General features: G+C 64.3%; 10 protein-coding genes. 9 read left to right on the forward strand and 1 reads right to left on the reverse strand.

The annotated features are described in order from the left end of the window. Nucleotides 1-9 precede the first annotated feature (9 nt). The 3 genes from VUG52_RS17760 to VUG52_RS17770 are packed head-to-tail and all read left to right on the forward strand — an operon-like array spanning nt 10 to nt 4379. On the forward strand, nt 10-1617 hold the full coding sequence (locus VUG52_RS17760; protein ID WP_050706478.1) for a carboxyl transferase domain-containing protein: 1608 nt from the start codon (nt 10-12) through the stop codon (nt 1615-1617). Nucleotides 1618-1620: 3 nt separating this feature from the next. Continuing rightward, a complete protein-coding gene (locus tag VUG52_RS17765; protein WP_220689920.1) occupies nt 1621-2430 on the forward strand; it encodes a gamma-carboxygeranoyl-CoA hydratase in 810 nt (269 codons plus the stop codon). Next, the gene (locus VUG52_RS17770; RefSeq protein WP_050706479.1) at nt 2427-4379 is read left to right on the forward strand and encodes an acetyl/propionyl/methylcrotonyl-CoA carboxylase subunit alpha; all 1953 of its coding nucleotides are present in this window, start codon (nt 2427-2429) and stop codon (nt 4377-4379) included. The genes VUG52_RS17765 and VUG52_RS17770 overlap by 4 nt, the downstream gene beginning before the upstream one ends. Before the next feature lie 130 nt (nt 4380-4509). On the opposite strand, the gene VUG52_RS17775 is transcribed toward VUG52_RS17770, so the two are convergent. Beyond that, a complete protein-coding gene (locus VUG52_RS17775; protein WP_050706481.1) occupies nt 4510-5166 on the reverse strand; it encodes a LexA family protein in 657 nt (218 codons plus the stop codon). A gap of 129 nt (nt 5167-5295) precedes the next feature. Here VUG52_RS17775 and VUG52_RS17780 point away from each other — a divergent pair, with 129 nt between their 5' ends. From VUG52_RS17780 to VUG52_RS17805, 6 genes are all read left to right on the forward strand, one after another. Continuing rightward, nucleotides 5296-5610, forward strand: coding sequence for a DUF6124 family protein (locus VUG52_RS17780; protein WP_050706480.1), 315 nt, complete (start codon nt 5296-5298; stop codon nt 5608-5610). A 432-nt stretch (nt 5611-6042) separates the two neighbouring features. Continuing rightward, entirely contained in the window at nt 6043-6558 is a 516-nt protein-coding gene (locus VUG52_RS17785) for a DUF4880 domain-containing protein (protein ID WP_050706482.1), read from the forward strand. A 345-nt stretch (nt 6559-6903) separates the two neighbouring features. Next, on the forward strand, nt 6904-10161 hold the full coding sequence (locus VUG52_RS17790; RefSeq protein ID WP_331831832.1) for a T6SS effector BTH_I2691 family protein: 3258 nt from the start codon (nt 6904-6906) through the stop codon (nt 10159-10161). Between the two features lie 197 nt (nt 10162-10358). Then, entirely contained in the window at nt 10359-10631 is a 273-nt protein-coding gene (locus tag VUG52_RS17795; RefSeq protein ID WP_310889556.1) for a DUF6708 domain-containing protein, read from the forward strand. A gap of 43 nt (nt 10632-10674) precedes the next feature. Continuing rightward, on the forward strand, nt 10675-10998 hold the full coding sequence (locus VUG52_RS17800) for a DUF6708 domain-containing protein (RefSeq protein ID WP_371263134.1): 324 nt from the start codon (nt 10675-10677) through the stop codon (nt 10996-10998). Between the two features lie 54 nt (nt 10999-11052). Next, a complete protein-coding gene (locus VUG52_RS17805; RefSeq protein WP_050705098.1) occupies nt 11053-12201 on the forward strand; it encodes a M14 family metallopeptidase in 1149 nt (382 codons plus the stop codon). Nucleotides 12202-12247: the final 46 nt, after the last annotated feature.

Consider the following 12247-nt stretch of genomic DNA (forward strand, 5'->3'; position numbering starts at 1 on the left):
CGGGCGCACATGGCTACCTTGCATACCCAGATCAACCCGCGCTCGGCGGAATTCGCCTGCAACAGCGCGGCCATGCTCGAACAGGTCCAGGCCCTGCGCGGCCTGCTCGCCCAGGTCAGCCAGGGCGGCGGGCCGAAAGCCCAGGAGCGGCACACCTCGCGCGGCAAGCTGCTGCCCCGCGAGCGTATCGACCGCCTGCTCGACCCGGGCTCGGCGTTTCTCGAGATCGGCCAGCTGGCCGCCCATGAAGTCTACGGCGAAGACGTGCCGGCCGCCGGCGTGATCGCCGGCATCGGCCGTGTCGAAGGCGTGGAGTGCATGATCGTGGCCAACGACGCCACGGTCAAAGGCGGCTCCTACTACCCGCTGACGGTGAAGAAGCACCTGCGCGCCCAGACCATCGCCCTGCAGAACCGCCTGCCGTGCATCTACCTGGTGGACTCCGGCGGCGCCAACCTGCCGCGCCAGGACGAGGTATTCCCCGACCGCGAGCACTTCGGGCGGATCTTCTTCAACCAGGCCAACATGAGCGCCCTGGGCATCCCGCAGATCGCCGTGGTGATGGGCTCGTGCACCGCAGGCGGCGCCTATGTGCCGGCCATGGCTGACGAAGCGATCATGGTGCGCCAGCAGGCGACCATCTTCCTCGCCGGCCCACCGCTGGTGAAAGCCGCGACCGGTGAAGTGGTCAGCGCCGAGGACCTCGGCGGCGCGGACGTGCACTGCCGCACCAGCGGCGTGGCCGACCATTACGCCGACAACGACGAGCACGCCCTGGCCATCGCCCGGCGCAGCGTCGCCAACCTCAACTGGCACAAGCAGGGCAAGCTGCAGTGCCAGGCGCCGATCGCGCCTCTGTACGACGCCGAAGAGCTGTACGGCGTGGTCCCGGCCGACGCCAAGCAGCCGTTCGATGTGCGCGAGGTGATCGCCCGCCTGGTCGACGGCTCGGTGTTCGATGAGTTCAAGGCGCTGTTCGGCACCACCCTGGTGTGCGGCTTCGCCCACCTGCACGGCTACCCGGTGGCGATCCTGGCCAACAACGGCATCCTCTTCGCCGAAGCTGCGCAAAAAGGCGCGCACTTCATCGAGCTGGCCTGCCAGCGCGGCATCCCGCTGCTGTTCCTGCAGAACATCACCGGCTTCATGGTCGGCAAGAAGTACGAGGAAGGTGGCATCGCCAAGCACGGCGCCAAGCTGGTGACCGCAGTGGCCTGCGCCCAGGTGCCGAAGTTCACGGTGATCATCGGCGGCAGCTTTGGCGCCGGCAACTACGGCATGTGCGGCCGCGCCTACGACCCGCGCTTCCTGTGGATGTGGCCCAACGCCCGCATCGGCGTGATGGGCGCCGAACAGGCGGCCGGCGTGCTGGCCCAGGTCAAGCGCGAGCAGAGCGAGCGCAGTGGCGAAGTGTTCAGCAGCGAAGACGAGAAGAAGCTCAAGCAGCCGATCCTCGACCAGTACGAGCGCCAGGGCCACCCCTACTACTCCAGCGCCCGGCTGTGGGACGACGGCGTCATCGACCCGGCGCAGACCCGCGATGTGCTCGGCCTGGCGTTGTCCGCCGCGCTGAACGCCCCGATCGAACAGAGCCGCTTCGGCATTTTCCGGATGTGACCCATGAGCGAATTCGCCACCCTTGAACTGGTCAAGGACCCTCGCGGCTTCGCCACCCTGTGGCTGAGCCGGGAAGACAAGAACAACGCCTTCAACGCGCAGATGATCCGCGAACTGATCGTCGCCCTCGACCGCCTGGCCGAGGACGCCAGCCTGCGCTTCGTGGTGCTGCGCGGCCGTGGCCGGCACTTCAGCGCCGGCGCGGACCTTGCCTGGATGCAGCAGTCGGCGCAGCTGGACTTCAACACCAACCTCGACGACGCCCACGAACTGGGCGAACTGATGTACGCCCTGCACCGGCTCAAGGTGCCGACCCTGGCCGTGGTGCAAGGCGCCGCTTTCGGCGGCGCGCTGGGGCTGATCAGCTGCTGCGACATGGCCATCGGCGCCGAGGACGCGCAGCTGTGCCTGTCGGAAGTGCGCATCGGCCTGGCCCCGGCGGTGATCAGCCCGTTCGTGGTCAAGGCCATCGGCGAGCGCGCTGCCCGCCGCTACGCCCTCACCGCCGAGCGTTTCAGCGGCGTGCGCGCCCGTGAGCTGGGCCTGCTGGCCGAGGTGTACCCGGCCAGCGAGCTGGACGCCCAGGTCGAAGCCTGGGTCGACAACCTGCTGCACAACAGCCCGCAGGCGCTGCGCGCCACCAAGGACCTGCTGCGCGAGGTGGACGCCGGCGAGCTGAGCCCGGCCCTGCGCCGCTACTGCGAGAACACCATTGCCCGCATCCGCGTCAGCGCCGAAGGCCAGGAGGGCCTGCGCGCCTTCCTGGAAAAACGCCGCCCCGCCTGGCAAGACAACAAGGAGCCGCGCCCATGAGCCGACCCACGCTGACCACCCTGCTGGTCGCCAACCGCGGCGAGATCGCCTGCCGGGTGATGCGCACCGCCAAGGCCATGGGCCTGACCACCGTGGCCGTGCACAGCGCCACCGACCGCGACGCGCGCCACAGCCGCGAGGCCGATATCCGTGTCGATCTCGGTGGCACCAAGGCCGCCGAAAGCTACCTGGTGATCGACAAGCTGCTCGCCGCCGCCAAGGCCAGCGGCGCCCAGGCGATCCACCCGGGCTATGGTTTCCTGTCGGAGAACGCCGGTTTTGCCCGCGCCATCGAACAGGCCGGGCTGATCTTCCTCGGCCCACCGGCCAGCGCCATCGATGCCATGGGCAGCAAGTCGGCGGCCAAGGCTCTGATGGAGTCCGCCGGCGTGCCGCTGGTGCCGGGCTACCACGGCGAGGCTCAGGACCTGGAGACCTTCCGCGCCGCCGCCGAGCGCATCGGCTACCCGGTGCTGCTCAAGGCCAGCGCCGGGGGTGGCGGCAAGGGCATGAAGGTGGTCGAGGACGAGAGCCAGCTGGCCGACGCCCTGGCCTCGGCGCAGCGCGAGGCGCAGTCGTCGTTCGGCGATGCGCGGATGCTGGTCGAGAAGTACGTGCTCAAGCCGCGTCATGTGGAGATCCAGGTGTTCGCCGACCAGCACGGCAACTGCCTGTACCTCAACGAGCGTGACTGCTCGATCCAGCGTCGCCACCAGAAGGTGGTCGAGGAAGCCCCGGCACCGGGCCTCTCTCCCGAGCTGCGCAAGGCCATGGGCGAGGCCGCGGTGCGCGCCGCCCAGGCCATCGGCTACGTGGGCGCCGGCACCGTCGAGTTCCTGCTCGATGCCCGTGGCGAGTTCTTCTTCATGGAAATGAACACCCGCCTGCAGGTGGAGCACCCGGTCACCGAGGCCATCACCGGGCTCGACCTGGTGGCCTGGCAGATCCGCGTGGCCTGCGGCGAGTCGCTGCCGATCACCCAGGAGCAGGTGCCGCTGATCGGCCATGCCATCGAGGTGCGGCTGTATGCGGAGGATCCGGCCAACGAGTTCCTGCCGGCCACCGGCACCCTGGCGCTGTACCGCGAGTCGGCGCCGGGCGAAGGCCGTCGGGTGGACAGCGGCGTCAGCGAAGGCGACGTGGTGTCGCCGTTCTATGACCCGATGCTGGGCAAGCTGATTGCCTGGGGGCAGGACCGCGAGCAGGCGCGCCTGCGCTTGCTGGCGATGCTCGATGAGTTCGCCATTGGCGGGGTGAAGACCAATATCGCCTTCCTGCGCCGCATCCTTGCGCACCCGGCGTTTGCCGAGGCGGAGCTGGACACCGGATTCATTCCGCGTCACCAGGACGTGTTGCTGCCGGCGCCGCAGGCGCTGCCGGCGCAGTTCTGGGAGGCTGCTGCCGAGGCGTGGCTGCAAGGCGAGCCTGCACTGCAGCGCCAGGACGACCGCGCTTCACCGTGGGCGGCCCGCGACGGCCTGCGCCTGGGCTTGCCGGCGCGCAGCAGCCTGCACTTGCAGTGCGAAGGGCATGAACAGGCGGTGGCATTGGAGCGCATCGCGCCTTCGACCTATCGGCTGGAGGGGGAGCAGCTGTGTCATGACCAGGACGGCCTGCGCCGTCGGCATCTGGCGGTGCGTCGAGGTGGCACGTTATACCTGCAGTGGGCCGGCGAGTTGCACGCCATCAGCGTCCATGACCCGATTGCAGCGGCGGAAGCCAGCCACAGCCATCAGGGCGGGCTGGGCGCGCCCATGAATGGCAGCATCGTGCGAGTGCTGGTGGAGCCGGAGCAGGTGGTCGAGGCCGGTACCGCGCTGGTGGTGCTGGAGGCGATGAAGATGGAGCACAGCATTCGGGCGCCCCACTCCGGGACGGTGAAGGCACTGTTCTGCCAGGAGGGGGATATGGTTAGCGAAGGGACAGTGCTGGTCGAGCTGGAGGCATAACGAGCTTTCAAGGTTGAGATAGGGGCGCTTTGCGCCCCTTTCGCGGCACAAGGCCGCTCCTACAGGGAAGCTCGGTTTCCTGTAGGAGCGGCCTTGTGCCGCGAAAGGGCTGCACAGCAGCCCCGGCGATCTAGAGCACCCCGTGCATCCGCACCACAACACCAAGGAACTCGCACCCCTCCTCGCACAACACCGTCGGATACAAGGTATTGAGCGGCCTGAGCATCCGCTGCCCACCCTCCTCGATCAACTCACGCAACACCGCCGGCTTACCGGGCTGCCGAGCCACCACCAGCCTGCCCGGCGTCACCTCGACCCCGGCATCCACCAGCACCCGCATCCCCTGCGGCACGCTCCTGCCACTGGCGGCATTCATCGAATCGTTCTCGACCGGCAACCAGAACGCGTTGCCCGCAGGCATGTAATCGGTCAACTCGTGAATTTCACTGGATTGCGGCAAAGGCCCGTCCAGATCGGCCCAGCCCAGCACTGGAAAGCGAAAACTGGCATGGCGCAAGGCATTGACCGATTGCGGCCGCTCTACGGCATAGACACCTCTGGTCTCGCGAACCGTGGTGTCACGCTCGACCACCATCACCCGCGCTTCGAGGCACACCAGCCCGAGCTTTTCCAGCTTCTCGTTGACTGTCACCAGGGTGGGTCTGCGCGTGCCACGCAGCCAATGGCCGACACCGCCTTGGGTCATGCCCAGGCGTTCGGCCAGTTGATGCTGCTTGAGGTTGTGCTCGCGCTGGTAGCGCGAGAGAAATTCGATCCAGTTTTCCATGGCTGTGAACGATACGGACTGGATGAACGGCATCAATACACATCCTGAATTATCTCAGAACTCAAAAATAATACAAATTGACCTAACATCAACGCTCATTGTCCTCGAAGGGATTTCACAGGAGCAGTCATGAGCAACTCGACAAAAGAAGAAACAGATCTCGACGAAGAAGCAGCCCGCCGCGCCCTCGATTTCTACCTCAACCCCACCCCCACGCCCCGCGACCTGGAGCGTTCTCTATGGACCCTGCGCGATGGCGTCAGCAACGCCCAGGCCTGCGACCATGCCATGGCCCTGCTGCGCTGCGCGTCGGCCACGGCACAGGAAACCGGCAATCATCTGCAGGGCACGACGCGGGAAGTGGTGTTTGCGCTGATGCACATGGTCAACATGGCCCGGGCCCTGCTGGAGCAGTGCCACGCCACGGAAAAGGCATCGATCTGAAGGGAGAACGTGATGGCCGACGAACGGCAAAAGCCCCGATTGCCGGGGACGAGGCGTGCGTCAGTTAGATAATTTTTTGCAAATCGCGGAAAAATCATTTGACTGGCAAATGATAACGATTATTATTGCACTCAGCAGGTCGCGAGACCCGCTGGATAACCTGCAACGTCCTCAGGTCGGACGCTCAGATTATCTCCTCATCAGGCTAATCACGGTTTTTGACCCGGCTTTTTGCCGGGTCATTTTTTTTGGCTCTTCAGGCTAATGAAGATCGTTGATGGCGGCGATGATAGCAAAACTGTGTCAGGACGTGAACGCTCATTACAAATCTTTGCGGAATCAGCACTTGAGAATCAATCTCGTTTAGCCTAAGCTGGTTTCGCGTCAAGGAAGACGCCCCCACCCCTTTCCTTCATGAGCAAGGAGCTGTCCATGACCCGCCTGCTGCTGCCCCTCGAGCATGACCCGCACACCGCCGAACAGCATGGCGAAGACGCGCTGCTGCACGCGCTCAAGCGCCTGCCGCGCCGGGTCCAGCAAGTCTTCCTGCTCAACCGCCTCGACCAACAGGGCTTCGCCGCCATCGCCGAACGCCTGGACCTGCCGCTGATCAGCATCGAGCGCCACATGAACCAGGCCCTGCAGACCGCCCGCGCCCCCGGCGACGCGCTGGCCAGCATCGCCGGCCAATGGTACGTGCGCCTGCAGAGCCCGCAGGTGACCGCCAGCGAACGCATCGACTTCCGCCGCTGGCTGGATGCCGACCCCGACCACCTGCGTGCCTTCCACGAAACCGAACTGCGCTGGCGCAGCCTGCTCGCCCCGGCGCGACAGCTCGGCCATGACGGCTGGTACCGGCAAGGGCGTGCGGCGCTGTCGCTGGGTGGCTGCTCGATTGCCGTCGGGCTTGGTGTTGCCGCCCTCGTGGCTTTGGGACTGCTGACCTGAACCCGGGGCGCAGCCCCCCGAAAATTCCTGCCCCGACCGCTCTAGCCGGTGGTTTGAAGTCATAACAGCCCTTCAAAGAGAACTTTCCTACAGCAATGTAGGAAGCCGTTGGCAAGACTTCCTCCCGCACGCCCCCTATGGTCCTAGCCTTGTGCCACGCATCGAGCGCGCTTCTCCACATTGAGGCGCCCGACAACAATGGACAGGGACCGCCATGCTTAACCATTCCGACCTGCGCTACAGGTCAAACCCCTTCATCGCTACAACCAACTGCGAGATTGCGCCTTCCTGCTATCCGCGCCAGCGACTCATGCTGCCCCAACGATACTCAAAGGGGGTACGCCCATGACCCTCAGCAAGCGAATCGCCCACGTCATCGCCGAATCCGTCCTGCCCCACGACCAGTGCCAGGCCTGCGAACGCAAGGGCCTGCCCATCCTGCCCCTGCGTCGCGCCCTGGTCCCGGACCTGCGCCCGGCCTACCGCTACCCCTTGGCCGGCGGTGACCAGGTCGCCACCCGCATGGGGCTGCGCACCCTGCGCACCGGCTACCTGTATGTCCTGCTCGACCAGCGCATCTGGTACGCCTACGAAGTCACCGACGAGGCCCACCTGCGCCGCTTCAACCCCCTCGAGCCGCCACCCGCGCCGCCGCGCCTGCTCGCCCGCCAGTGCCTGGGCGAAAACCACGACATCCCCTCTTCCTTCCTCACCGTCGACACCGAGGCCTTCTCCACTGCCTGGATCGCCTTCAGCAGCGACGCCTGGCCGCCCAGCGTGCTCAATGCCTACCGCAACGCCAAGACCCCGCCCGAGCGCTTCCAAGTGCTGGACCTCGCCCTCGCCCGCAGCGCCCCCGCCCAGGTGGGCATGGCCATGACCCTCAGCGAGCTGCAGGTGGACCGCCAGGTCTTCGAGTACAACCAGCAACTGCCCGGCGCCTTCGACAGTGTCCATGGCTTTCACAGCCGCCTCCTGCGCCAGACCGCCACCCGCGGCTACCTGATCAACGCCATTGCCCGCCACCAGCTCGAACACGGCGTGCTCGCCCTGGTGCTCGACGACACCGTCGGCCTGGTCCAGGAGTACAACCACCAGCGCCTCAACTGGATCGCCCGACGCCAGCAATGGCGCGAGGACCCGCTGCGCGCCTATCAGCTGCAGACCTCGCAGATCCTGCTGACCCTGCGCGCCATGCAATGGCCCTGGGCCGAGCAGCGGACCCCGTCCTTCGAGCCCCACAGCGGCGATGGCCCGCCGGTGTTCGTCGACCCGCAGGTGGAGCGCCAGCGCGAGGTCGAACGGCGCGCCCGGGACGGCGTCGCCCGGCTCGAGGAGCGCTACCACGAGCCCCTGCGCGCGGGTTTTCAAGCCGAGTACGAGCGCCAGGAAGCCGAGTACCAGCGCTACATCGACCTGAATACCCAGGCCTACACCCAGCTCTGCGACAGCAGCCTGTTCCACGCCATCGAGGAACACGACTACGACGGCGACGACCGCGAGTCCGGCATCGCCTACAGCAAGACCATGGCCCTGTGCCTGGCCGGCGGCGTCACCGAGGCCCCCGACGCGGACGGCGAAGCCCGCGCCCCTGACCCGGGCAGCAGCGCGGCGCTGTGGCAGCGCTGGCTGCAGGATCCCAACAGCCCGCCCTACCGCGCCGTGCTCCTGCGCGACCGGGCCGTGCTCGCCGCGCTGCTGCCCAGTTTCTCCACCACCGACCCCACCGACTGGGGCGACAGCGAGAAGCTCTATGGGGCGCTGAGCAAGGTCATCGCCAGTGACGATGCCGGCTTGAACCTGCGTGACACCCTGCGCCAGGCCATCGCCGAGACGCAAGGCGCGATCAATGGCGCCAGCCTGCGCCTGAAGCCCCTGCTGCCGCCCGGCGTGCAGCGCGCCGTGATGCGCCTGAACAGCGCCAGCCAGTGGCTGTACAACGGCGTGCAACTGATCGAGCTACAGGTGCAGATGAAGCTCAGCGAGTACTACGCCCTGCAGAGCGCCCACCTGCGCGAACTGCAGCACAAGGCCAGCGCGCAGACCGCCAAGGCCCGCGAGCGCATGCTCCTGGGCCTGCGCGAATTCGATGCCGAGGTGAGCGCGTCCAGGCGCTGGGTGCGGCCGGTCATCCAGCACGGGCTGCTGAGCCTGGCAGTGCTCGACCCGAAGCTGGCGCACAGCGTCGTCACCGTCAGCGTCTGGGTCGAGGGCACCGCCGACGTGCTGCAGGAGCGCCTGGCCCAGGAAGCCGGTCTGCGCGTCAACCAGCTCAGCGACGCCGCGCAGATCAGCCTGGTCAACCTCTCGGTCGCCGCAGGAACCCTCGACGCCAACGCCCGCCAACTGCTCCACGGTATGCGCATCACCGCGAAGCAGGCGGCGCAGCTGGTGCACACCAGCTTCACCGGCTTGCGCGGCGTGGCCGGCAGCTGGGAGCTCCTGCTGGCCCTGGGCGGCTTGTACCTGACCCACGATAGCCTGGCGAAGAATCTGGAAAAAGCGGAAATCGAGATCGGCGAGAAATCCAGGGAAGCGGTGATGGCGTTGCATGGGTCCAAGCTGGCGATTCTTGGCGGAGGGATCGAGGCACTGGGTTTAATCATCAGGACCGGCGCCACGCAGATCAACACCAGGATACCCATGACACCTGCGGGGACGGCCCGGATGGCCACTGTCATAGAAATGGGGCGGGCAACGGTCAGGGTAGGTGCCGTCATGGGAGCCGTGGCCGGAATTTACGATACGGCACAGGCAGTGTTTGCCTCAAGGCGAACATGGGCGAATGGGGATACAACCGCTCGGAATGCTTATAGTGCGACGGCATTTATATCATTAGCCGGAACAATCTATGCTATTTATGCAGTTTTCAGCCCAGCACTATTTGGCCCACTAGGTATAGCAATCACCCTTGCAATAGGTGCTTACAGCACTAAAAAGTGGGCAGAGGGCAAAGAATCAACCCCATTAGAGCGTTGGGCAAGACGGTGTTATTTCGGCAAAGCCAATGAAACCCCTGCCATCCACTGGGAGTTCCCTGAGCATGCTGACATCGCTTTTGCAGCGTTAAACGCCGCCACATTGGGTGTTGAGGCGGGCGTAAAATTCGAATCCCAAAGAGCCGACCCCACGCTCACGGCTAAAATAGGATGGATTGCTCAGGCAGCCACCGAGCAAAAACTAACATTCAAGATATTGCTGCCCAATATCAATGCTTCAAGCTACAGCTATCACTGGTCCCTGACCGTTCACCGACATGGCGATGGGGTTCCGTCCAACTACACGAGCGGCGAGATCATCGCCACAGGATCCCATGCAGTTTTACATCCATTGCCAACCTCGCAAAAAAAGCCGTCGTCGCGCCCCTCTCGCAAAGTGAAAGACTACAGAGCAGATACCCTCATCCAAAACACCAGCAAAAAATCCGCAGTGTTGCACTCCGGTGATTCCACTACCACCGAGTTCATAACCGGCCACATAGAACTCACCCCAAGCCTTGGCAGGCACAGCATACAGGCTGCAACTTTAAACGTCACTTACTGGCCAGATCGTAATTCCCCAGAGGCCTATGCAAATCTGGAAATCCTGGAAACCCACAAATGACTACCTCCAATGACGACTTACCTGAGCGTATTCTAGGCTGGAAGTATGACCTACCTCCTCCCAATGAGGAGCCCACACAGAAACTCAACGCAACCTTACTACCACCCACTCCAAACAAAATAAATAATATTTATATAGAGATCCCAAGATCAACACTAAAAATCAGGGGCATCGGCCTCATCGGTGGAAGCATCGCCATGCTGCTGGGTTTACTACCAATCTTAACCTTAGTTCATACCACATTAATCGAAGGAGAGAAAATTGGATTAGACTTCGCAATAATTCTAACCATAATTACCGCTGCCTACTGGGTAACGATACCTCTCGTACGCCTGGACATTGAGCTACCGCGCGACGAGCCAATCCGTTTTAACCGGCTCCGACAAAAAGTTTATTTTTACGAGTACAGACAAGACAGGGTTCGGGTACTCAGCAAAAAGCACTGGGGGGGTACGCCCTGTCGTTTATAACTGGAGCGACCTCATCGCCGAGGTCTATAGCCTTTATGCCCCGATGGGCAACGGCGGACTCGTTGAGAATATCGTCATCGCCGTACGCAAGACAGGTACCAACGAAATAATCGACCGCCTGTTCTTCAGTCATGACCTTGAGGATGGCAAGCAATACTGGGAGATCATCAGACTGTTCATGCAACAGGGCCCAGACGCACTTCCCACCTTTGTTCGCCCACCCCGCGATTGGGACAATGACTTCGAACTCACCCCCATTCGCCGATTAGCCCCCAGGGTGCAATGGCCGGAAGCCATAGACCGCGAATCCCGCACCGCCCCTGAGCCCTCCACCGACTCACAGGCCACGAACAAAGTGACACCCTGAACACCTTTCGCGGTGTAGAGTACCTCCCACAACAACGCCAACAGGAGGCTGGCAATGACCGTGACGCTCTCCCCGCTGCACATTGACTGCGATTTCGACTCCGGCAACATCCTGGTCCTGGACGCCAGCAACCCTGCGCATGTCCACCTGAACATCCGCCCGGACACCAACAGTGGCCACTTCCAGTGGTTCCACTTCAAGGCCAGCGGCCTGACCCCGGGCCAGGTCCATCGCTTCAGCCTGGACAACGCTGCCGAGTCCTCCTACAAGAACGCCTGGACCGGCTACCACGCCGTGGCCTCCTACGACCAGCAGACCTGGTTCCGCGTGCCCAGCCAGTTCGACGGCAAGGCCCTGAGCTTCGACTTCAAGGCTGAACAGGCGCAGGCCTGGTTCGCCTACTTCGAGCCCTACCCGCGCGCCCGTCACAACCAGCTGATCGAGCGCGCCAAGCAGATCCCGGGCGTCGAACTGCTGGCCAGCGGGCGCAGCGTGCAGGGGCGCGACATTCCGCTGCTGCGCGCGGGCAATGGCGCGGACGGCAAGCGCAAGCTGTGGATCATCGCCCAGCAGCACCCGGGCGAGCACATGGCCGAATGGTTCATGGAAGGCGTGATCGACGCCCTCGAAGCCAACGGCCCGGTCATCCGGCAACTGCTGGCCAAGGCCGACCTGTACCTGATCCCCAACATGAACCCGGACGGCGCCTTCCTTGGCCACCTGCGCACCAACTTCAAGGGCAAGGACCTGAACCGCGCCTGGCAGGACGCCAGCGTTGAACTGAGCCCCGAAGTGTTCTTCGCCCAGAGCCAGATGAAGCTGCATGGCGTGGATGCCTTCATCGATGCCCATGGCGACGAGGAGATCCCCCATGTGTTCACCGCGGCCTGCGAGGGCAACCCCGGCTACACGCCGCGCATCGCCAAACTGGAAGAGCAGTTCCGCAGCACCCTGTGCAGCCTGACGCCGGACTTCCAGACCAAGTACGGCTACACCCGCGACGAGCCGGGCCAGGCCAACATGACCCTGGCCTGCAATGCCGTGGGCCAGGCCCATGACTGCCTGTCGCTGACCCTGGAGATGCCGTTCAAGGACCACGACGATGCGCCGAACCCGCGCACCGGCTGGTCGGGCGAGCGCTCGAAGGCGTTGGCCGGGGCGGTGCTGGAGACGTTGCTGAAGATGGTCGACGATTTGCGCTGAGCAACGCGATCTCCTATCGGAAATCGCCCTGCCCTTCAGGCTGCGC

The organism is Pseudomonas sp. LH21 (assembly GCF_036549575.1).
Classification (GTDB): Bacteria; Pseudomonadota; Gammaproteobacteria; order Pseudomonadales; family Pseudomonadaceae; genus Aquipseudomonas; species Aquipseudomonas peradeniyensis.

Coding starts and splice junctions, on each gene's coding strand:
- VUG52_RS17775 (WP_050706481.1), bottom strand. CDS start 5,166: ATGGAAAACTGGATCGAATTTCTCTCGCGCTACCAGCGCGAGCACAAC.
- VUG52_RS17805 (WP_050705098.1), top strand. CDS start 11,053: ATGACCGTGACGCTCTCCCCGCTGCACATTGACTGCGATTTCGACTCC.
- VUG52_RS17770 (WP_050706479.1), top strand. CDS start 2,427: ATGAGCCGACCCACGCTGACCACCCTGCTGGTCGCCAACCGCGGCGAG.
- VUG52_RS17795 (WP_310889556.1), top strand. CDS start 10,359: ATGCTGCTGGGTTTACTACCAATCTTAACCTTAGTTCATACCACATTA.
- VUG52_RS17765 (WP_220689920.1), top strand. CDS start 1,621: ATGAGCGAATTCGCCACCCTTGAACTGGTCAAGGACCCTCGCGGCTTC.
- VUG52_RS17785 (WP_050706482.1), top strand. CDS start 6,043: ATGACCCGCCTGCTGCTGCCCCTCGAGCATGACCCGCACACCGCCGAA.
- VUG52_RS17790 (WP_331831832.1), top strand. CDS start 6,904: ATGACCCTCAGCAAGCGAATCGCCCACGTCATCGCCGAATCCGTCCTG.
- VUG52_RS17780 (WP_050706480.1), top strand. CDS start 5,296: ATGAGCAACTCGACAAAAGAAGAAACAGATCTCGACGAAGAAGCAGCC.
- VUG52_RS17800 (WP_371263134.1), top strand. CDS start 10,675: ATGGGCAACGGCGGACTCGTTGAGAATATCGTCATCGCCGTACGCAAG.
- VUG52_RS17760 (WP_050706478.1), top strand. CDS start 10: ATGGCTACCTTGCATACCCAGATCAACCCGCGCTCGGCGGAATTCGCC.